Source organism: Candidatus Krumholzibacteriia bacterium (assembly GCA_035268685.1).
Classification (GTDB): Bacteria; Krumholzibacteriota; Krumholzibacteriia; order JAJRXK01; family JAJRXK01; genus JAJRXK01.
Map to the genome: position 1 here is coordinate 1 of DATFKK010000175.1, position 20,318 is coordinate 20,318.

At 68.2% G+C, this 20,318-nt stretch carries 15 protein-coding genes; 11 read left to right on the forward strand and 4 right to left on the reverse strand.

What is annotated here, in order from left to right:
• Nucleotides 1-457: sodium-coupled permease (locus VKA86_16845; protein ID HKK72873.1), on the reverse strand; the 457-nt coding region annotated here is incomplete at its 3' end.
• 102 nt (nucleotides 458-559) lie between these two features.
• On the opposite strand from VKA86_16845, the gene VKA86_16850 reads away from it, so the two are divergent.
• The 7 genes from VKA86_16850 to VKA86_16880 all read left to right on the forward strand — a co-directional run bounded on the left by VKA86_16850 (nucleotide 560) and on the right by VKA86_16880 (nucleotide 13,792).
• On the forward strand, nucleotides 560-1,591 hold the full coding sequence (locus tag VKA86_16850) for a type I glyceraldehyde-3-phosphate dehydrogenase (protein ID HKK72874.1): 1,032 nt from the start codon (nucleotides 560-562) through the stop codon (nucleotides 1,589-1,591).
• A gap of 18 nt (nucleotides 1,592-1,609) precedes the next feature.
• A complete protein-coding gene (gene gap, locus VKA86_16855; GenBank protein ID HKK72875.1) occupies nucleotides 1,610-2,608 on the forward strand; it encodes a type I glyceraldehyde-3-phosphate dehydrogenase in 999 nt (332 codons plus the stop codon).
• Between the two features lie 48 nt (nucleotides 2,609-2,656).
• Nucleotides 2,657-4,831: an alpha-glucan family phosphorylase gene (glgP, locus tag VKA86_16860; protein HKK72876.1), complete on the forward strand. Its 2,175-nt coding sequence runs from the start codon at nucleotides 2,657-2,659 to the stop codon at nucleotides 4,829-4,831.
• A 224-nt stretch (nucleotides 4,832-5,055) separates the two neighbouring features.
• The gene (locus tag VKA86_16865; protein HKK72877.1) at nucleotides 5,056-6,213 is read left to right on the forward strand and encodes an efflux RND transporter periplasmic adaptor subunit; all 1,158 of its coding nucleotides are present in this window, start codon (nucleotides 5,056-5,058) and stop codon (nucleotides 6,211-6,213) included.
• Nucleotides 6,214-6,283: 70 nt separating this feature from the next.
• Entirely contained in the window at nucleotides 6,284-9,361 is a 3,078-nt protein-coding gene (locus tag VKA86_16870; protein ID HKK72878.1) for an efflux RND transporter permease subunit, read from the forward strand.
• Nucleotides 9,362-9,364: 3 nt separating this feature from the next.
• Nucleotides 9,365-12,487, forward strand: a complete 3,123-nt coding sequence (locus VKA86_16875) for an efflux RND transporter permease subunit (protein ID HKK72879.1) — start codon at nucleotides 9,365-9,367, stop codon at nucleotides 12,485-12,487.
• 45 nt (nucleotides 12,488-12,532) lie between these two features.
• A complete protein-coding gene (locus tag VKA86_16880) occupies nucleotides 12,533-13,792 on the forward strand; it encodes a hypothetical protein (GenBank protein HKK72880.1) in 1,260 nt (419 codons plus the stop codon).
• Nucleotides 13,793-13,796: 4 nt separating this feature from the next.
• Here VKA86_16880 and VKA86_16885 read toward each other — a convergent pair whose 3' ends face one another.
• The 3 genes from VKA86_16885 to VKA86_16895 all read right to left on the reverse strand — a co-directional run bounded on the left by VKA86_16885 (nucleotide 13,797) and on the right by VKA86_16895 (nucleotide 16,875).
• The gene (locus tag VKA86_16885) at nucleotides 13,797-14,666 is read right to left on the reverse strand and encodes an aminotransferase class IV (protein ID HKK72881.1); all 870 of its coding nucleotides are present in this window, start codon (nucleotides 14,664-14,666) and stop codon (nucleotides 13,797-13,799) included.
• Nucleotides 14,667-14,702: 36 nt separating this feature from the next.
• Nucleotides 14,703-16,001, reverse strand: coding sequence for an anthranilate synthase component I family protein (locus tag VKA86_16890; GenBank protein ID HKK72882.1), 1,299 nt, complete (start codon nucleotides 15,999-16,001; stop codon nucleotides 14,703-14,705).
• 100 nt (nucleotides 16,002-16,101) lie between these two features.
• On the reverse strand, nucleotides 16,102-16,875 hold the full coding sequence (locus tag VKA86_16895; GenBank protein HKK72883.1) for a tetratricopeptide repeat protein: 774 nt from the start codon (nucleotides 16,873-16,875) through the stop codon (nucleotides 16,102-16,104).
• A 306-nt stretch (nucleotides 16,876-17,181) separates the two neighbouring features.
• Here VKA86_16895 and VKA86_16900 point away from each other — a divergent pair, with 306 nt between their 5' ends.
• From VKA86_16900 to VKA86_16915, 4 genes are all read left to right on the forward strand, one after another.
• On the forward strand, nucleotides 17,182-17,550 hold the full coding sequence (locus VKA86_16900) for an NADH-quinone oxidoreductase subunit A (protein ID HKK72884.1): 369 nt from the start codon (nucleotides 17,182-17,184) through the stop codon (nucleotides 17,548-17,550).
• Entirely contained in the window at nucleotides 17,541-18,047 is a 507-nt protein-coding gene (gene nuoB / locus VKA86_16905) for an NADH-quinone oxidoreductase subunit NuoB (protein ID HKK72885.1), read from the forward strand. Before VKA86_16900 ends, nuoB begins: the two co-directional genes overlap by 10 nt.
• Nucleotides 18,028-19,767 carry an NADH dehydrogenase (quinone) subunit D gene (gene nuoD / locus VKA86_16910; GenBank protein ID HKK72886.1) on the forward strand — a complete coding sequence of 580 codons (1,740 nt, stop codon included), beginning with the start codon at nucleotides 18,028-18,030 and terminating at the stop codon, nucleotides 19,765-19,767. Before nuoB ends, nuoD begins: the two co-directional genes overlap by 20 nt.
• Before the next feature lie 51 nt (nucleotides 19,768-19,818).
• The coding region (locus tag VKA86_16915) for an NAD(P)H-dependent oxidoreductase subunit E (protein ID HKK72887.1) at nucleotides 19,819-20,318 on the forward strand (500 nt) is incomplete at its 3' end.

Sequence of the window (20,318 nt, forward strand, 5' to 3'; positions counted from 1 at the left end):
GGGAGAAGCCGGTCAGCGTCGACAGGGCGAGGGCGGGCCCGTAGACCAGGACCCCGGCCCGCAGCACCACCTGCAACTGGAACAGCACGCTGGCGAGCACACGGACCCGCCGGTCGAAGCGCTCCTCGAGGAACTCGTAGGCCGTGGTCAGCGCGCGCCCGCGCAGGGCCGGGACGAAGACGGTGACGACCACGAGGATCGCCAGCAGGTCGCCCAGCTGCAGCTGCAACCACAACAGTCCGAACGAGATCGCCTCGCCGGGTCCTCCCAGCAACGAGGTCGCGCTGAACGCGGTCGCCAGGATCGACACCCCGACCAGGGGCCAGGGCAGCCGCCGACCGCCGAGGAAGAAGTCGGTCTGGTCGGACTGGCGTCTCTGGGCCCACCAGCCGAGGCCCAGGACCACGGCCACGTAGCCCAGGAGGACGGTGGCATCGGCGGGATGCAGACTCTGCACGTTGCGTCTTTCTTCCCGGCGCGAATGGGTCTAGTGTGACGGACCCCGCAATCGCGGCGCCCCCGGGTCTCGCCGCAGCACGACGATGAATGAGGAGGAAACATGACCGTCCGCGTGGGGATCATGGGATTCGGTCGGATCGGCCGCAACATCTTCCGGATCCTGCACTCCCGTGAAGACATCGAAGTCGTCGCCATCTGCGACATCGCCGACCCCAAGGGTCTGGAATACCTCCTGAAGTTCGACACCGTCCACGGCCGGTTCCGCGAGCCGGTGCGGGTGGAGGGCCAGGCCATGTACGCCAAGGGCCGGCAGATCAAGATGATCACCGCTCGTGAGCCCGGCGAGGTCGACTGGTCCTCGCTCGGCGTCGACGTGGTCGTCGAGTCCACCGGCAAGTACCGCACCCGCGAGATGCTCCAGCGGCACCTCGACAAGGGTGCCCGGCACGTGATCCTGACCGTGCCTCCGCAGAAGGGTGAGCAACTCGACGCCCTGGTCGTCTCGGGCGTCAACGACCATGTGATCAAGTCCGGGGTGCGGATGATCAGCGCCGCCTCGTGCACCATCAACGCCCTGGCGCCGGTCATGCAGATCCTCGACGGCAACTTCGGGATCGACCACGCCTTCGTCACCAGCGTCCACGCCTACACCAACGACCAGCGTCTGGCCGACGTGCCGGGCAAGGACCTGCGTCGGAGTCGGGCCGCGGCCGAGAACATCATTCCCACCGACACCTACTCGCCCGTGGCGATCGGGTCGATCGTGCCCGCGCTCGAGAGCAAGCTCACGGGGATCGCCCTCAACGTCCCCGTGCCCGACGGCAGCTGCCTGGACCTCACCTGCCGCATGGAGCGATCGGTCACCCGTGAAGAGGTGAACGAGGTGTTGCGCAGCGCGGCGCTGACCCGCTACCAGTCGATCCTCGAGTACAGCGAGGACCCCCTGGTGAGCAGCGACGTGATCGGCAACTCGCACTCGGGGATCATCGACGGCCTGGCCACCATGGTCATGGACGGCGACCTCGTGAAGAACATCATCTGGTACGACAACGGATGGGGCTACGCGACGCGCGTGGTCGAGCTCATGATCCGCCTGCGCGACCTGACCGAAGCGCACACCACGGCCAATTAGCGGGGGAGGTCCGAAACAATGCTGAACGTCGGAATCAACGGCTTCGGCCGCATCGGCCGGAGTGTCTACCGAATCCTGAGCCAGCGCGACGACATGAACGTCGTCGTGATCAACGACATCGCCCCCAACGAGAGCCTGGCCTACCTGTTCAAGTACGACACGGTCATGGGCACCTACCCGGGCGACGTGCACATCGAGGGTGACGAACTGCACGCTGGCCACCAGAAGACCCAGATGACCGAGATCCGCGACCCGGCCGAGCTGCCGTGGAAGGAGAAGGGTGTCGACGTGGTCGTCGAGTCCACCGGGATCTTCCGCGACCGCGCCGGGATCGAGAAGCACCTGCGGGCGGGCGCGGGCAAGGTCGTCCTGACCGTGCCGGCCAAGGACGAGATCGACGCGACGGTGGTCCTGGGCGTCAACGACGACGACCTGAAAGCCGAGCACCGGATCATCAGCAACGCCTCGTGCACCACCAACTGCCTCGCTCCGGTCGCGAAGGTGCTCCAGGACAACTGGGGAATCGTCAAGGGCATGATGACCACGGTCCACGCCTACACGAACGACCAGCGTCTGGCCGACGTGCCGCACAAGGATCTGCGGAGGAGTCGTGCCGCCGCCGAGAACATCATTCCGACCACCACCGGTGCGGCCAAGGCGGTGGGCAAGGTCCTGCCCGCCCTGCAGGGCAAGCTCGACGGCATGGCCATGCGCGTGCCGGTGCCCGACGGTTCGGTGGTGGACCTCATCGTCGTCCTCGAGAAGAATCCGACCGTGGACGCGATCAACGACGCCATGCGGGCGGCGGCCGAGGGCCCGATGGCAGCGATCCTGCAATACAACACGGAAGCCGTGGTCAGCAGCGACATCATCGGCAACAGCCACTCGAGCATCTTCGACGCCATGAGCACCCAGGTGAGCGGGCACAACATGGCGCGGGTGCTGAGCTGGTACGACAACGAGTGGGGCTACAGCACCCGGGTCGTCGACCTGGTGGCACGCCTCGCGCAGTTCTGATCCACCGTCCCGTGTCCGGGACCGACCGAACCCCCGCAGGAGGCGAGCGTGAAGGTCTCGTGTCTGAAGGTCGCCGACATCGAACTGCCCCGTGAGTTGAGCGGGCTGTACGATCTGGCCTACAACTTCTGGTGGTCGTGGAGTCACCGCGCCCGGCGTCTGTTCAACACCATCGATCCGGTGGGGTGGTCGGAGTACCACAATCCGGTACAGATGCTGATCAACGTGGACGCGGTGCAGTGGGAGAACCTCCTGCAGAGCGACACCTTCATGGCCAGTTACTACTCGGTGATCAAGGAGTTCGAGGAGTACGTCGATCCCGAAGCCGACACGTGGTACCGCCGTCACTACGGCGGGCCCACGGGTGGGCCGATCGCGTACTTCTCGAGCGAATACGGTCTGCACGAGTGCTTCAACATCTACTCCGGCGGACTCGGGGTGCTCAGCGGTGACCACTGCAAGAGCGCCAGCGATCTCGGCCTGCCGTTCGTGGCGGTGGGGTTGCTGTACCGGCGGGGCTACTTCCGCCAGGCGGTCGACGCCGACGGCCGGCAGCAGCACATGTACCCGAAGTACGACTTCAGCCGGTTGCCGGTCCGCCCGGTGGCCGGCGCGACCCAACGTCCGGTGATCATCGACGTCGACATGCCCGGGCGCCGGGTCTTCGCCAAGGTCTGGGTGGCGCAGGTGGGCCGGATCCCGCTGCTGCTGCTCGACACCGACATCCCGCAGAACGACCCGGCCGATCGGCCGATCAGCGGGCTGTTGTACGTGCGCGGCCGCGAGATGCGTCTGGCCCAGGAGATCCTCCTGGGCGTGGGCGGCGCGCGGGCCCTGCGCGAACTCGAACTCGTGCCGTCGGTGTGGCACCTCAACGAGGGTCACAGCGCATTTCTGCAGCTCGAGCGCATGGTCCGGATGTCGGAGGCCGACAAGGGACCGAAGCCCGAGCACCTCGAGGAGATCCGGGCCACGTCCGTGTTCACGACCCACACCCCGGTGCCCGCGGGCAACGAGCAGTTCGATCCGAACCTCGTGCGCAAGTACCTGCGCGGGTGGGTCGATCGCCACGGCCTCGATCTGGACAAGGTCATCGCCATGGGCAAGGCCGAGCCCGAGGGGTCGCACCAGACGGCCTTCAATCTCACGGCGATGGCGATCCGGACCGCCGACCGGACCAACGGCGTGAGCAAGCTGCACGGACACGTGAGCAGTGAGATGTGGCGGCATCTCTATCCGGGGATCCCCGACGACGCCGATCCGGTCGCGTCGATCACCAACGGCATCCACACGCAGACCTGGCTCGGCAGCGAGATGCTCGAGGTCTTCAATCGTCATCTGGGTCTGAACTGGATGGAGCGGGTGGACCTGGACGCCGATCTCGCCGTGGTGCGGGACATCGACGACGAGGAGATCTGGCAGGCGCATCAGACGCAGAAGGAACGTTTGGCCCGTTTCGTCCGCGTGCGCATGCGCGAGCAGTTCGCGCGGCACGGCTGCTCGAGCGACGAGCTGCGCGAGATCAGCGAGCAGTTCCGTCCCGATCGCCTCACCATCGGTTTCGCCCGGCGCTTCGCCACCTACAAGCGGGCCGATCTGCTCTTCCGTGACCTGCATCGGGTGCGGGCCCTGGTCGCCGACCGGGACCGACCCGTGCAGATCGTGATCGCGGGCAAGGCGCATCCGGCGGATCACCCCGGCCAGGAACTGATCCAGCACATCTACCAGCTCAGTCAGAGCAGTTCGCTGCGGGGAAGGATTTTCTTCCTCGAGGACTACGACATGCGCGTGGGTCGCGTGCTGGTGCAGGGGGTCGACGTGTGGCTGAACACGCCGCGCCGGCCGATGGAGGCGAGCGGCACCAGTGGCCAGAAGGCGGCCGCGAACGGTTCGCTGAACCTGAGCATTCTCGACGGCTGGTGGCCGGAGGCCTACGACGGCGAGAACGGATTCGCGATCGGAGAGCCCCGGGACTACGACGACCCCGAGATCCACGACCGTGAGGACGCCCTCGCGCTCTACGAGGTCCTCGAGCAGAACGTCGTCCCGACCTACTACGATCGTGACGAGAACGACGTTCCGCGGCGGTGGGTCGAGATGATGAAGAACGCCATCGCCTACTGTCTGCCGCACTTCTCGACCGGACGCATGGTGCGCGACTACGCGTTGAAGACCTACCGGCCGGTGATCGAGTCGAGCGAGCAGCGTCAGTCGACGGTCTGATCCGCCGCTCGTCCCAGCGGATGCAATGACACGACGCCCGGCGGAACCCCGTCGGGCGTCGTCGCGTCGGGCCCGGGTGTCGACCCTGCGGAGGCCGGGCGCGGATTTCCGGTGTAACCCGACTTCGATGCCCTGCGTTCCACTCCCAGCGGTCGACGTCACCCGCCGGTGTCCACGAGACCTCGGGACAGCGAGAGCCCGAACGAGCAGAGGAGAGAACGGTCGTGCGCATTCCCCGCCCCAACGTTCGCAGACGATTCGTCCTGGCCATCGCCGGTGTCCTGATCCTGACGGCCGCGGGTGCCTGGTATCTGATGGCCGACGCGCCAGCCTCGACGGCGGTCGCGCACGCGGCCGATCGAGCCGTCGACGACGACGACGTCGTCGAGCGCGTTCCCGTGGAGTTGGCCGAGGTCGTGGTCACCGATCTGCCCGACGTGTTCCGGGCCACCGGCACGCTCGAGGCCGACCGCAGCGTCGAGTTGACCACGAAGCTCGCCGGTCAGGTCACGCACCTGCACGTCGAGGAGGGGGACCGGGTCGAGCGCGGCCAGGTGCTGCTCGAGCTGGATCACCGGGAGCAGGAGCTGCGGGTCGAAGAAGCGCGGGTCCGGGCCGAGACCGCGCGCCTGGAGTACGAACGCATCCGCGGCATGGCCGAGCGTGGACTCGAGACCGACCGGCGGCTCGAGGAAGCCGAGCAGGCCTTCGAGGTGACGCGGGCGCAGTACGAGCTCACCCGGGTACGACTCGACGACCACTTCGTGCGGGCGCCGTTCTCGGGGCGGCTGACGGTCCGCCACGTGGAGCTGGGCTCGACGATACAGGCCGGCGCCCCCCTGTTCGGGATCGCCGACACCGATCCGATGAAGGTCGAGCTCTTCCTCCCCGAGCGGGTCGTGAGCCGGTTGGCCGAGGGTCAGCGCGTCACGGTGCGTCCCGACGTCGCACCCGATCGGGACCTGGCCGGCACGGTCGAGCGGATCGCACCGGTCGTGGATGCTGCGACGTCGACGGTGAAGGTCACCCTTCACGTTGCCGATCCGGGCGAGTCCGTGCGCAGTGGCAGTTTCGTCCGCTGCCGCGTCACCACCGACGTCCGCAACGGCGTCGTCGCGGTTCCCAAGAAGGCGCTCGTGGCCGAGGCCGGTGCCACCTACCTGTTCGTGGCCGATGCCGATTCCGTCCGCCGCGTCGTGATCGAGACCGGCTACCACGACGACGAGCACATCGAGGTGCGCGAAGGCGTGGTCGCGGGCGATCGTGTGGTCGTGGTCGGCCAGGGTGGCTTGCGCCAGGGCAGCCGGATCGAGGTCCTGCCCGGACCCGATGCGGCCCAGCGCGAGGACCGGGACGCGACCGCCGAGCTCGCGCGCCGCTAGCCGCAATCCCAGTCCAACCGGGGGTGACCGGCCGGGTCACCCCGTCTCCACTGCCGCCGGAGGGATTCCCATGCGGTCCGTGATCGAGTACGCCGTTCGCCACCGGGTGACCGTCCTCATGGTCTGCGTCGCCGCCGTCCTCTTCGGAGTCGTCTCGCTCCAGCGCATGCCGGTGCAGCTGCTGCCCGACGTGAGTTACCCGACGCTCACGGTGCAGACCGCCCTCGACGACGCCGCGCCGAGCGAGGTCGAGAACCTGGTCACGCGACCGCTCGAGGAAGCGGTGGGCGTGGTTCCGGGTCTGCATCGGCTGAGTTCGGTGAGCCGGGCGGGGCACAGTGAGATCGTGCTCGAGTTCGGATGGGGCACCGACATGGACTTCGCTGCACTCGACGTGCGCGAGAAGATGGACCTGGTCGACCTGCCGGAGGACGCCGACACCCCGGTGCTGCTGCGCTTCGATCCCGCGCTCGATCCGGTCGTACGGCTGGGACTGCACGGGGGCGACAACCTGATCGCACTGCGGCACGTGGCCGAGAGCATGGTGAAGAAGGACCTGGAATCCGTGGCAGGAGTCGCGGCGGCGAAGGTCCTCGGAGGTCTGCAGGAGGAGATCCACGTCGAGCTCGACGAACAGCGCCTGGCGCAGCTGGGTGTCGACGTGTCCGACGTGGTCCGGATCGTCGGTGCCGAGAACGTGAACGCCGCTGGAGGACGGCTGCGCGATCGCGATTCCCAGTTCCTCGTGCGCACCCTGAACGAGTACACCGGCCCGGAGGACGTCGCGGCCACCGTCGTACTGCGCGAGGACGGACGCGTCGTGCGTCTGGGCGACGTGGCCCGTGTGGAGCGGGCCTGGAAGGAACGCGAGATCGTCAGCCGCATGGACGGCCGACCGGCCGTGGAGGTGGCGATCCACAAGGAGGGTGACACGAATCTCGTCGAGGTCGCCGAGCGCGTGCGCGCGGCTGCAGCTCGCCTCGAGGGCGACCTGCCCGACGGGATGGAACTCGACGTGCTCGGCGACCAGAGCACCTTCGTGCAGGCGGCCGTGCGCCAGGTCCAGAGCAACGCCATGCTGGGCGGAGTGCTGGCCGTGCTGGTGCTCCTGGTCTTCCTGCAGGACCTGCGCAGCACGGCGATCATCGCCGTGTCCATTCCCACGTCGATCGTCGCGACGTTCCTCCTGCTGCACCGTCAGGGAGTGACCCTGAACGTCATGAGCCTCGGTGGGCTGGCGTTGGGCGTGGGCATGCTGGTCGACAACTCGATCGTCGTGCTCGAGAGCATCGTCCGGCACCGACGCCGCGGAGGGGACCGGGCCGAGGCAGTGGTCGCGGGCACGCACGAGGTCGCCCAGGCGGTGACGGCGTCGACGCTGACCACGATCGCGGTCTTCCTGCCGATCTTCTTCGTCGAGGGAATCGCGCGGCAGATCTTCGAGGACCAGGCCCTCACGGTGACCTTCGCGCTGCTCGTGAGCCTGGCGGTCGCGTTGACGCTCACGCCGATGCTGGCCGCGCTCGGGGGCCGGGCGAAGGAGGCGGCAGGAGCGGCCGCGCCGTCGCCGGCGGTCGGAGCCATGCCGGCTCGCCCGGAGACCGGAACGGCACCGGGCCGTGCGCGCCGTGTGTACACCCATCTGCTCGACGGGGCGCTGCGGCATCGTCTCGCGATCCTCGTGGCTGCGGTGGCCCTCTTCGGCGGGTCGCTCTTCGGCCTGCGGTCGCTCGGTGCCGACCTGATCCCGGCCTTCGCCCAGGGCGAGCTGCGATTCGCCCTCGAGTTGCCCGAGGGCACTCCGATCGAGCACACCGACAGGGTGGTCGCTCGCATCGAGTCCGCGGTCGCCGGTGTCGACGGCGTGGCACGTGTGTTCAGCAACGTGGGGCTCGACGCCGGGGCCAACGGGAGCGCGCGGGATCGGCGCGAGAACCACGCCGAGCTCGACGTGCATCTCGACGGCGCGGTCGGCCGAGACGGCGAGGCCGCCGTGGCGGCCGCCATCCGCCGTCGCCTCGAGGACTTCGAAGCGGTGCGGGCCACCCTGCAACGCCCCACTTCCTTCAGTCTGCGGGCGCCGGTGGCGGTGGAGATCTACGGCTACGATCTCGCCGAGTTGGCGCGCGCCTCGGATCTCGTGACCGAGGCCCTGCAGGGTGTCGAGGGACTGCGTGACGTCGAGAGCAGTCTGCAGGCCGGCACCCCGGAGGTGCGCGTGGAGTTCGAGCGCGACAAGTTGCGCGCCGCCGGGCTGGAACTGCGGGCCGTGACCGAGGGGCTCCGCGCGAAGATCCTCGGCCGGGTCGCGACCGACTACAAGGAACGCGATCGGCAGATCGACGTGCTGGTCCGCAGCGCGGGCGCGCGGCGGCTGGGCCTGGACGAGCTGAACACGCTGGTCGTGGGCCACGTCGACGGACGCGCGGTGCCCCTGGGTTCGGTCGCCGAGATCCACATGGACCGGGGTCCGGCCGAGATCGAGCGGATCTCGCAGACGCGGTCGGTCACCGTGAGCGGCGATCTCGTCGGCCGTGACCTGGCGTCGGTGGGCGCCGAACTCGAACAGGTGCTGGCGACGCTTCCGGTGGATGCGGGCATCACGCTCGAGGTGGCCGGGCAGAACGACGAAATGCAATCGAGCCTGCGATCGCTGGAGTTCGCGATCGCTCTGGCCGTGTTCCTGGTCTACCTGGTCATGGCCTCGCAGTTCGAGAGTCTGCTCGATCCGCTGCTGATCCTGTTCACCGTGCCGCTCGCGCTGATCGGGGTGACGGCGGCGTTGACGCTGACCGCGACCTCGGTGTCGGTGGTGGTGATGATCGGCGGCGTGATGCTGGCGGGGATCGTCGTGAACAACGGCATCGTGCTGGTCGACCTGATCGGACAGCTGCGTCGGCGGGGTCTGGCCGTGCGGGAAGCCGTACTCGAAGCCGGGGCCACGCGCCTGCGTCCCATCCTGATGACCACGACGACCACGGTGCTCGGTCTGGTTCCCCTGGCCCTGGGCCGGGGCGAGGGTGCCGAGCTCGGTGCGCCGTTGGCCGTGACGGTGATCGGGGGACTCCTGGTGTCCACACTCCTCACCTTGCTGGTGATCCCGGTCCTCTACGGCTCGGTCCACGGCCTGCGGACGGAGAGGAGCTAGGACATGTGGCTCACCCGACTCGCCGTCGACCGCCCGATCACCGTGACCATGGGGTTGATCTCGTTGATCGTGCTCGGCGCCGTGAGCACGAGCAAGCTGCCGCTGAGTTTCCTGCCACAGGCCGATCTGCCCTTCATCGGCGTTCAGGTGCCCTACGAGAACGGCATTCCGTCGCAGGTCGAGCGCGAGATCGCGCGTCCGATCGAAGAGGTGCTGGCGACGCTCGGTGGCGTGCAGGAGATCAGCAGCCAGAGCGACGAATACGGGACCTTCGTCGGCGTCGAGTTCGAGTGGGGACGGGAGATCGACGTCCTGCGGCTCGAGGTGAAGGAGAAGATCGATCAGATCCGCCCCGAGTTGCCCGGCGACGTCCGCGACATCCACCTGATGACGTGGAACACCACCGACATCCCGGTCGTCCAGGGCCGGATCAGCGCCCGCGATCGGGACCTCAGCGAGAGCTACCACCTGATCGAGCAACGCGTGATCGCGCGATTGCAGCGTGTTCCCGGAGTGGGACGCGTCACGGTGAACGGCGTCGAGCCGCCCGACGTGACCGTCTACCTCGACCTGGAACGGATGAAGGAGCACCGGATCGACGGCCGCGAGGTCTTCGCGCTGCTCCGGGACGCCGACGTCGATCTCACCGTCGGTCACGTCGAACGCGACGGCCTGCGCTATCCGGTGCGGGCCGGGGCAGGGGTCGAGCGCTGGGAGGAACTGAACGAACTCCCGTTGAACGAACGGGGTCTGAAGCTGGGCGACGTGGCCGAAGTCCACTACGGGACGCCCGTCCTGCCCTACGGTCGCTTCATCAACCTGGAGCCGGCGGTGGCCTTCGACGTGCAGAAGTCGAGCGGGGCGAACACCGTCGACGTGGTGGAGGGCGTGCGCGAGGAACTCGAGCGCATCAACGTCGACCCGACACTCGAGGGCATCGACGTGGTCATGTTCTTCGACCAGGCGGCTCAGATCACGCACGGCCTGGACGGATTGCTGACGTCGGGACTGGTGGGCGCGGTACTGGCGGTGGCGGTGCTCTACTTCTTCCTGCGCAACCTGGCGACCACCCTGATCACGGCCCTGGCGATCCCGATCTCCATCGTGGGGACCTGTACCTACCTGTTCTTCGCCGGCCACAGTCTGAACGTGCTGTCGATGATGGGTCTCATGCTCGGCGTGGGCATGCTGATCGACAACGCGGTGGTCGTGCTCGAATCGATCGTGCGTCGCATGCAGATGGGCGAGGATTCGCGGACGGCCACCCTGCGCGGGACCCGCGAGGTCGGTCGGGCGGTCGTGTCGGCCACGTTGACCTCGGTCGTCGTGTTCGCGCCCATCGTCCTCGGCGGCGGCAGCGAACTGGTGACGTGGCTGAAGGAGGTCGGGATCACCATCTCTGTCACGCTGGTGATCTCGCTGGTGGTGAGTCTGACCGTGATCCCGGTGCTCACGGCGCACCTGTTGCGCGGGCGCGGTGTGGTGCGCGAGAACCCCCTGGTCGAGGCGTGGGCGGCGCGTTACGAGCGCGTGTTGCACTGGACCGCGCTGCGCCGGCCGATCGTGACCGCATGGGTGCTGGTTCCCCTGGTGGTGGGAGCGACAGCGGGACTGGTCGTCCTCACCGGATTCGGTCCTGCGATGTCGGGAGAAGCCGAGGGGATCCGGCGGGAGTACATGACCGTGCGCTACGAGTTCACCGATGACGTGGACTATCGCACCGCACGCGACTACGCGGAGGTCGTGCAGGAAGACCTGTGGGAACGGCGCGAGGACTACGAACTGCGCCACTTGTACACCTGGTACCAGGACGGCGTGGCGATGCACCGTCTGTACTTCGATCAGGACACCGTGAGTCCCGAGAAGCTGCGGGCGATGCGCGACGCCCTGCGCGAGGACCTGCCACGCCTGGCCGGGGTCGAGTTCCTGCTCGGCGACGAGGACGGTGGCGGAAGCGGGGCGAAGACCTTCGAGGTCACCCTGCACGGCGAGGACAGCGAGGAACTCGGGCGCCTGTCGCGCGAAGTCGAGCGCCGTCTGGAGCTGTTGGACGGCGTCGAGCAGGTGACCACGGACGACGACCGCGGAAACCGCGAGCTCCGCGTGCACGTCGACGGAGATCGCGCCCGGCGCCTCGGCATGGATCCTCGTGCCGTGGCCGAGGTCATGGGTATCACCGTGCGGGGCGTTCCCCTGCCGGAGCTGCGGACCGAACGGCGGGAACTCGACCTGTGGGTGATGCTCGACGACGACGACCGCCGCACCGTCGAGGACCTGCGGTCGCTGACCATCGGCGTCGAGGACGGTCACGAAGTCACGCTCGACCAGCTGGCGACGACCGTCGAGGGACGCGGGCCCAGCCGGATCACGCGCGTGGACCAGCGTGCGGCGGTCCGGGTACGGGGGACCTACGACGGCGAGGACTTCGACGGCGCTCTCGACGAGGTACGCACGACCATGGCCGCCATGGCGCTGCCGGCCGGCTACGGCTGGAACTTCGGATCGCGCATGATGCGGCAGGAGCAACAGGAGAACGAGCTCGGTCTGAACGCTCTGCTCGCACTCGTCTGTGTCTACATGATCATGGCCGCACTCTTCGAGTCGCTACGCCATCCGCTGGTCGTGATGAGTTGTGTTCCCTTCGCCGGACTCGGGGTGGCGTGGTTCATGATGGCGACCGGTACGCCCTTCAACTTCATGGCGATGATCGGCATCGTGATCCTGATCGGGATCGTGGTGAACAACGGGATCGTGCTGATCGACCACGTCAACCACCATCGTCGCGAAGGCCTCGATCTCGAATCGGCGATCCTCCGCGGCGGTCGCGAACGCTTCCGTCCGATCCTCATGACCGCGACCACCACCGTGCTGGGACTCGTTCCCCTGGCGGTGGGGGACGGCCACGTGGGCAACGGCGAGCTCTATCCCATGGCGCGGGCGCTGATGGGTGGGCTGATCAGTTCGACGGCGCTCACGCTGCTGCTGCTGCCGACCTACTTCGTGCTGGGCGAGCGCACGCTCGCCTTCGTCCGCCGGCGCGCTCGGGTCTGGCGGGCCCGGCGGCCGTGGCGTCCGGGATCGGGATTCGGGGCCCGGCCGGAGACCCTCGCCGGCCGCACCCGTTGACCTTCGGGAGGAACCGTCGCCGGATCATGGTGTAGAGTCGTGGTCATGCGTGCTCCCGTTCGACCCGGCTTCTTCCCTCGCGTCGGTCCGAGCTCGATCCTGTGGATCGTTGTTCTCGTGTCGTCGGTCTCCGCCCACGACGGCGCCCTCGACGACGACGCGGCCCTCGAGCGCGTGCGTTCGAACTGGCTCCGGATGCGCACGCCGTCGGTGCGTCTCTACGTGGAGCCCGGCCAGCGCCCGGCCAGGGCGCAGCTCCAGGACCTCGAGGCCGCTGTCCAGCGCATGGCCCGGCGCCTCGAACTGGACCGTGCGGCGCGCGCCTCTCTTCTGCGGCAGCCGATCGAGTACGTGCTCACCAGCGACACCGATCTCATCAGCGACCTGAGCGGGATCGACGCCGAGGGCGTGGCCTTCGCCGACACGCGTCTGATCCTGGCGACGACGTTGCCGCACGAACACGAGATCGTCCACGTGCTCATGCCCCTGGCCCTTGGCACGCGGAGGACGGGCAACAACTCCTTCCTGCAGGAGGGGCTGGCCAGCGCGCTGGGCGGACACGGGGGCGAGGCGCCGTCGGCCGTGGCCGTGACCGCGGACGAGGTCCTCGGGAGCGAGCCCGTCGATCTTCGACGGATGTTCACCGAAGGCGGCTTCCACGAGTCTCCGCTGACCGCCCACGAGCGCTACGCGGTGGCCGCCCGGTTCGTCGACTACCTCTGGCGCGAGCGCGGCGGATGGGCGCGGCTGCGAGACGTGCTCGCCTATCTCGCCGGCGAGTCCGAGGAAATCCGGAGGCGGCCACCGGATGCCACCGTCGTGCAGATCGAGGGCGTGTACGGCACGCATTGGCCGCACCTGCACGCGGACTTCCTCGACTGGGTCCGTCGCCACCCGGCCACCAGCTCCATGCGCGAGGACCTCCCGGACCGGCCCGAAGACGGGGCCGCGCGCGATCACCGCCACCGTGTGTCGTTCTGGAACGAGGGCGACGCCTGGTACCTCGAGGTGCGGGCGCTCTGGGGAACGCTGGCCGCCGACGTGGCCTGGGGAGAGACCCTGCGGATCGACGGGTGGGCGGCGTCGCCGCGCGAGCCGAGGCGCTACGTCCTCGACGTCGATCGCGACGGGGCCCGCCTGCGCGATCTCCGCACGCAGGAACTGCTCATGCGCTGGCGAGCACCGCGCGACCGCGACGACGTCCTGCGCGACGTGGCGCGGCTGAGGCTCGATCCCGGCGTGGTCGGTGGTGTCGTTCCCGAGGGTTGGGCGGTCTGGTCGCGGCCGACCTTTCCGCCGCGCTGAGCGCTCAGTCGCGCTCGCGCTCGACCTGTTCGCGGTAGCGCTCGTGCAATCGCCGTGTCCACGGGCCGGCGGTCTCGTCGCCGATCACCGTGTTGTCCACGGCGACCACGGGGACGATCTCCTTCACCGATCCCGTCAGGAACACCTCGTCGGCGAGCAGCAGGTCCCGGATCTCGCCGAGGACCTCGTCGATGCGCAGCCCGAGTTCACCGGCCAGCTCCAGGACGATCTCGCGCGTGATTCCCGGCAGCAGACCGAGGCGCGGCGACGGTGTGCGCAGGACGTTTCCGTCGACCGCGAACACGTTGCCGGTAGCGGCCTCGAGCACCCGTCGGTGCGAGTTCACGAGCAGCGCCTCGTCGAAACCGGCCTCGCGTGCGAAGCGCAGCGCCATGAGCGACGGCAGGTAGTTCAGCGACTTCAGCTGGGGGAAGTTGCCGCGGGCGAAGGCCGGTTGCATGGACATGATCCGGATCCCGTCGCGCTGCTGCGCGTCGAGCTGCGGCGTGACCGCGCGCGCGGTGATCATCGTGACCGGCTCGAGGGCAGTGGGGGCGGCGCCGACGTGGTCGGTGGTGTCGTCGCCACCGCGGCTGATCTGCAGCCGGACCCGCGCGTCGGTCTCCATGAGATCGTTGGCGTCGAGCAACGCGGTGATCCGTGTCGACCAGTGCTCCCGGGTGTCGTCGAAGTCGAGCTGCAGCAGCTCGGACTGCCGACGCAGACGCTCGAGGTGGTCGTCCAGACGGAACAGGAACCCACGGTAGCTCCGCAGGGTGTCGAAGAGCCCGTCGCCGTACTGGTAGGCACCGTCGAAGGGCGAGACCCGCGCATCGGCGGCGTCGACGAGGGCTCCGTCGAGGTCGACGATCATCGCTTCCACGTCCCGGATCGAGATCGAAGAGAGGGTTCACACGGCGGCGCCGAGTGAAGCGAAGAAGGACCGCGCCTTCAACCGGGCTTCTTCGTACTCGCGATCGGGGTCGCTGTCGAGCACGATGCCGCCGCCGGTGCCGAAGTGGACGGCGCCATCCTGCCACACCGCGGTGCGGATGGCGATGCTCCAGTCCATGTCGCCGTTGGGCGCGACGGCCCCGATCGCACCCGTGTAGGGACCGCGTGCGGCGGTCTCCACGGCGGCGATGATCTCGCAGGCCCGCCGCTTGGGCGCGCCGGTGATCGATCCACCGGGAAAGAGCGCGCCGAGCAGTTCGTGCCCGCGCGAGGGCACGAGCCGGGCGTGGACGTCGCTGACCAGATGGATGAGCCCGCGCGCGCGCAGCGTCGCCATCAAGGGGTCGACGCGCACGGTACCCGGCCGTGCGATCCGGCCGAGGTCGTTGCGGCAGAGGTCCACGATCATCACGTGCTCGGCCCGATCCTTCTCACTGGCCCGCAACGCGTCGACGGAACCGGCGGGGGCCGTGCCCTTGATCGGCCCCGTGCTCACCCGGTCGCCGCGCCGGCGCAGCAGTCGTTCGGGACTGTGCGAGGTGATCGTCGCGCCCTCGAGCCGCAGGTAGGCGGCCAGGGGTGTCGGGTTCCCGCGCGCCTCGCGCCGGAACCCCTCGAAGGGATCGACCGAACTCTCCGCCCGGGCGAATCCGGTCAGATTGATCTGATAGACGTCCCCGCGGAGCAGGTGCTCGCGGACGACGCCGACGGCGTCACGGTGCCAGTCGCGGTCGAAGAACCGGACCGCTCCGGTCCCACCCCCGAGCCGACGCGCGGCCGGTGTCCGCAGGGCGTCGAGGACGGTCGCCCGCGCATCGCGGTCGCGGTGCACGACCAGGCGCGCGGGACGGCCGGGGTCGAAGACCAGGGCGTGGTCGTAGGCGGCGAGCCAGACCTCGGGCACGGAGAAGGGCGCGGCGACCGGACTCCGCGCCCCGAAACGTGCCGTCCCCGCTTCGAAGGAGAGGGCACCGGCCATCCACGGTACGTCCGGCTCGGGCGCGGCCGGTGCCAGGTGCTCGTTCAGCGCGGAGGGCCAGCGCAGTGGATCGGGATCGAGTGGACCGACATCGGGGGCGTCTCCGGACCATCTGGGCCGGCCGTCCGGCCCGCACGTCAGGGTCCAGCGGGGCCCGAACAGCAGGACCGAACGCCCCCGACGGTGGCCGGAGTGCAGGAGCACGGTGCCCGGGCGGTTGGCGACCGTGGCCGCCGCGTCCAGGGGATCGGTCTGGAGGTCGAGCGTGGTGGTCATGGGAGCGGCACTCCGGCCGGGGGAGCCGGAGTGCCGCGGAGCAGGCTACACCGCCGGAGGAGGGCGCGCCACACGGGGGCGCGCTCCGGCGGGAATCCGATCACCAGGGCGTCGCGGTCGCGGGCTCGTCGTCCAGCAGCAGTTGCTTGGCCCGCAGCAGCTTGCCGGCCTGATCCAGCACCTCGCGGGGAGCGCCGCCCTGGGCCTGCAGGCTCTCGCAGTCGGTCTGGACCCGGTCGACGGCGTCGATCACCCGCGCCACGCCGCACTCGATCCACTTCGACTGGATCTCGGTCCCGCCGTGCTCGGCCGCCAGCGCCCGACAGCGTTCGTAGGCCTTCTCCACGTGGTTTTCGGCGAGATCGACGTCGACCAGGTTGAGCTCGGCCGCCGTGTAGTCGGGGCGGAGCTCGACGGCGCGGCCGAAGCATGCGCGGGCCTTCTCCCAGTCCTGCAATTGGAAGTGGACGACGCCCTGGTTGTTCAGGAATTCGGCGTCGTCGGGATCGAGCGCTCCCGCGCGCTCGAAGTCTTCGAGGGCGCCCAGATAGTTGCCACTCCGGAAGCGCATCAGCCCACGATTGTACCAGGGGTTCGGGGCGTCGGGGGTGAGCTCCGCGGCACGGCCGAAGGCCCCTTCGGCCTCCTCGTGCCGCCCCATGGCCGCGCAGATGGCGCCGAGGTTGTTGAAGACCTCGGGAATCCCAGGATTGCCCTCGGCGATGTCGCGGAAGGCGGAAAGCCCCCCTTCGAGGTCCCCGGCCTCGATCCGCTCCTTCGCCCGCGCCACGTCACGCGCCAGGGCGTCGTCCTGTGGCTGCGTCTGCGTCGCGGTCGCCCCGTCCGTCGGTGCCCCGTCGTTCGGACGATTCATCGTACCTGCTCCTTCGAGGGAGACGACGCGCCTCCCTTCCGGCGCGTGGTCGGTTCAAGAGCCGTACCAGGGCGGCGGTCCACACGGTGCCGCCGCTCACCGCGGCGGGCGAATCGCCATCACACAGCCGTAACGAGGCCGCGCAGACAAGGATTCCAGTCTGGTTGACAATTCTCCCCCTAAGGTTAGTTTCCATCCGAAATGTGCCGGAAGTCCGTCATGGGCGGTGCCTTGGGGCGTCGATCCTCTTCCGGCCGACAGGGTCCGGCTCACCCGAGCCGCTAGGTCTCGTGGGGACCCCCTTTCATGAACGTCTATGTTCCCGTTCTGCTCGTCATCGCGATCGCGGTCGTCTTCGCCGGTCTGTTCCTGGTGCTGTCCCGGCTCCTGGGGCCGCTCAAGGAGACGCCGGAGAAGCTCACGGCCTACGAATGCGGGATCCCGAGCCGAGGGAGCACGAACCTGCGCTTCTACGTTCGCTTCTACGTGGTCGCCCTGTTGTTCCTGCTCTTCGATCTCGAAGCCGCGTTCCTGATTCCCTGGGCGGTCAGCTTCCGCACCTTCGTGGAGCAGGGGCAGGGGCTCGAGATGTTCGCGGCCATGAGCGTCTTCTTCGGTCTGCTCGTGGCCGGCCTCGTATACGAATGGCGAAAGGGAGCCCTGGAATGGGAGTAGCGCTCGACCAGCCGTCGAATTTCATGACGACCAAGCTCCGCCAGGCGGTGAACTGGGGGCGCAAGTACAGTCTGTGGCCGCTGCCCTTCGGGACGGCCTGCTGCGCCATCGAGTTCATGGGGACGGTGGGGAGCTTCACCGACATCTCGCGCTTCGGTGCCGAGGCGGTACGGTTCAGTCCGCGGCAGAGCGACATGCTGCTGGTGGCCGGTACCATCAGCTACAAGCAGGCGCCGATCCTCAAGCGTGTCTACGAGCAGATGTGCGAGCCCAAGTGGGTGGTCGCCATGGGCGTCTGCGCCAGCTCGGGCGGCTTCTACAACAACTATGGTACGGTGCAGGGGATCGATCATCTCATCCCCACCGACATCTACATCGCCGGCTGTCCTCCGACTCCGGAGAACCTGCTGAGCGCGCTCGTGATGTTGCAGGAGAAGGTCCACCGGGAAGGGATCGAGGCAGTGAAGGAGCGTCACCGTGTCGTCAAGAGCAGCTGACCGGCTCCGCGAGCGCTTCGGCGCAGACGTTCTCGAGACCTCTGATCAACTCGGCGACACCAGCGTCACGGTGAAGCGGGAATCGGCCAAGGAGATCCTGCGGTTCTGCAAGGACGACCCGCAGATCCGGGCCGACATGCTGCTCGACGTCATCGGCGTCGACTGGCCCGAGCGCGAGGAACGCTTCGACGTCGTCTACTCGTTGCGTTCCATGCAGACGAAGGAACGTCTGCGGGTCAAGGTCCACGTGCCCGAGGACGGTGCGGTGGACACCGTCAGCGACGTCTGGCGGTCGGCCGACTGGCACGAGCGCGAGACCTACGATCTGTTCGGCGTGGAGTTCGACGGACACCCCGACCTGCGGCGCATCCTCTGCCATCACCAGTTCGAGGGCCACGCCCTGCGCAAGGACTACCCGATCGAGCACGGGCAGATGTGCTACGTGCCCGAGAAGCTGCTCAGCGACGAGGAGATCGTCCACGGGCCGCAGTTGCTCGGCTACGCCCCGCAGAACACCAGTGTTCCGGTCGCCGCGTCGAGCGACGACGAGATCCACTCGGACTTCCTGCCCGTGAACCTCGGGCCGAGCCATCCGGCCATGCACGGGGCGTTGCGTGTCGAGGCCCTGCTCGACGGCGAGACCATCGTGCACAGCAAGACCGAGATCGGCTACCTGCACCGCTGCTTCGAGAAGGAGTCCGAGGACCACACCTGGGCGCAGATCATTCCCTACACCGACCGCCTGAACTACGTGTCGGCGCTCACCAACAACGTGAGCTACGTGCTGGCGGTCGAGAAGATGATGGGCGTCGAGGTGCCGCCGCGCGCGAACACGATCCGCGTGATCGTCAACGAACTCGGCCGCATCATGGACCACCTGGTCTGCGTGGGCACGAACCTGGTCGACATCGGCGCGCTCACCAACTTCTGGTACTTCTGGAACGCGCGCGAGTGGATCTACGAGGTGGTCGAGCGTCTCTGCGGCGAGCGGCTGACCACCAGCTACACCCGCATCGGCGGTCTCTACCGCGACCTCTACGAGGGCTTCGAGGACGACGTCCGGCTCGCGCTGCAGAAGACCGAGGAAGGTCTCAGCGACGCGAGCAAACTGGTCCAGCGCAACCGGATCCTCATGGACCGGGCGATCGGCGTGGGCGTGATGAGCGCCGAGGACGCGATCGACTGGGGCTGGACGGGCCCCTGCCTGCGCTCGACGGGCGTCGCCTACGACATCCGCAAGCACTCGCCCTACCTGGGTTACGACGAGTACGAGTTCGACGTGCCGGTCGGTGAGAACGGCGACGTCTACGACCGTATGCTCTGCCGCATGGAGGAGATCTACCAGTCGATCTCGATCGTGCGTCAGGCTCTCGAACGGCTCCCGGACGGTCCGATCCAGAGCGACGACCGCCGGGTGGCCATGCCTCCGAAGGACGAGGTCTACAACTCGATCGAAGGCATGATGAACCACTTCAAGCTGGTGTTCGAGGGCATCCACGTTCCACCGGGCGAGGGCTACGGTTTCACCGAGGGCGCCAATGGCGAACTCGGCTTCTACATCGTGAGCGACGGCAGTGGGCACCCCTACCGGATCAAGGTCCGCCCCCCGTGCTTCCCGATCTTCTCGTCGTTCAACAGTCTGGTCCAGGGCGGCATGGTCGCCGATGCCATCGCCACACTGGGCGGACTGAACATCATCGCGGGCGAGCTCGATCGCTGAGCCCACCGTCCACACCGTCACCCCTCAGCGGGGGACCGCGAGGCCGAATCGATGAGTGACCCGAAGGAACCCGTCCGTCCCGAGGCGGAGGAGACGAACGAGGGCGCCGAGGGCGGAGCCACTGCCACGGCCACCGGCGAGTTCTCGTTCTCGGCGGAGCGCGAAGAGAAGTTCCAGGAGATCCAGCGCCGCTACCCCACGGGGGAGAGCGCGATCATGCCCACGCTCTGGCTGTGTCAGGACGAGTGGACCTGGTTGAAACCCGGGGTGCCCGAGTGGGTGGCCGAGCGGCTCGAGGTACCGGTCGCGACCGTGTACGAGCTGATCACGTTCTACACGATGTACTACACCGAGGATCCCGGGAAGTACAACCTGCAGGTCTGCCGCAACGTCAGTTGTCACCTGATGGGAGCGCAGAAGATCGTGCAGCACCTTCGCGAGCGTCTCGGGGTCGAGGTGGGCCAGACCGACGACGACGGACTCTTCCGGCTCGAGGAGGTCGAGTGTCTCGGTGCCTGTGGCATGGCTCCCATGATGCAGGTGGGAAAGTA

Excerpts from the sequence above, each read along its gene's own strand:
- VKA86_16850 (HKK72874.1), top strand. The coding sequence starts at position 560 with ATGACCGTCCGCGTGGGGATCATGGGATTCGGTCGGATCGGCCGCAAC.
- gap (HKK72875.1), top strand. The coding sequence starts at position 1,610 with ATGCTGAACGTCGGAATCAACGGCTTCGGCCGCATCGGCCGGAGTGTC.
- VKA86_16870 (HKK72878.1), top strand. The coding sequence starts at position 6,284 with ATGCGGTCCGTGATCGAGTACGCCGTTCGCCACCGGGTGACCGTCCTC.
- VKA86_16875 (HKK72879.1), top strand. The coding sequence starts at position 9,365 with ATGTGGCTCACCCGACTCGCCGTCGACCGCCCGATCACCGTGACCATG.
- VKA86_16880 (HKK72880.1), top strand. The coding sequence starts at position 12,533 with ATGCGTGCTCCCGTTCGACCCGGCTTCTTCCCTCGCGTCGGTCCGAGC.
- VKA86_16885 (HKK72881.1), bottom strand. The coding sequence starts at position 14,666 with ATGATCGTCGACCTCGACGGAGCCCTCGTCGACGCCGCCGATGCGCGG.
- VKA86_16890 (HKK72882.1), bottom strand. The coding sequence starts at position 16,001 with ATGACCACCACGCTCGACCTCCAGACCGATCCCCTGGACGCGGCGGCC.
- VKA86_16895 (HKK72883.1), bottom strand. The coding sequence starts at position 16,875 with ATGAATCGTCCGAACGACGGGGCACCGACGGACGGGGCGACCGCGACG.
- VKA86_16900 (HKK72884.1), top strand. The coding sequence starts at position 17,182 with ATGAACGTCTATGTTCCCGTTCTGCTCGTCATCGCGATCGCGGTCGTC.
- nuoB (HKK72885.1), top strand. The coding sequence starts at position 17,541 with ATGGGAGTAGCGCTCGACCAGCCGTCGAATTTCATGACGACCAAGCTC.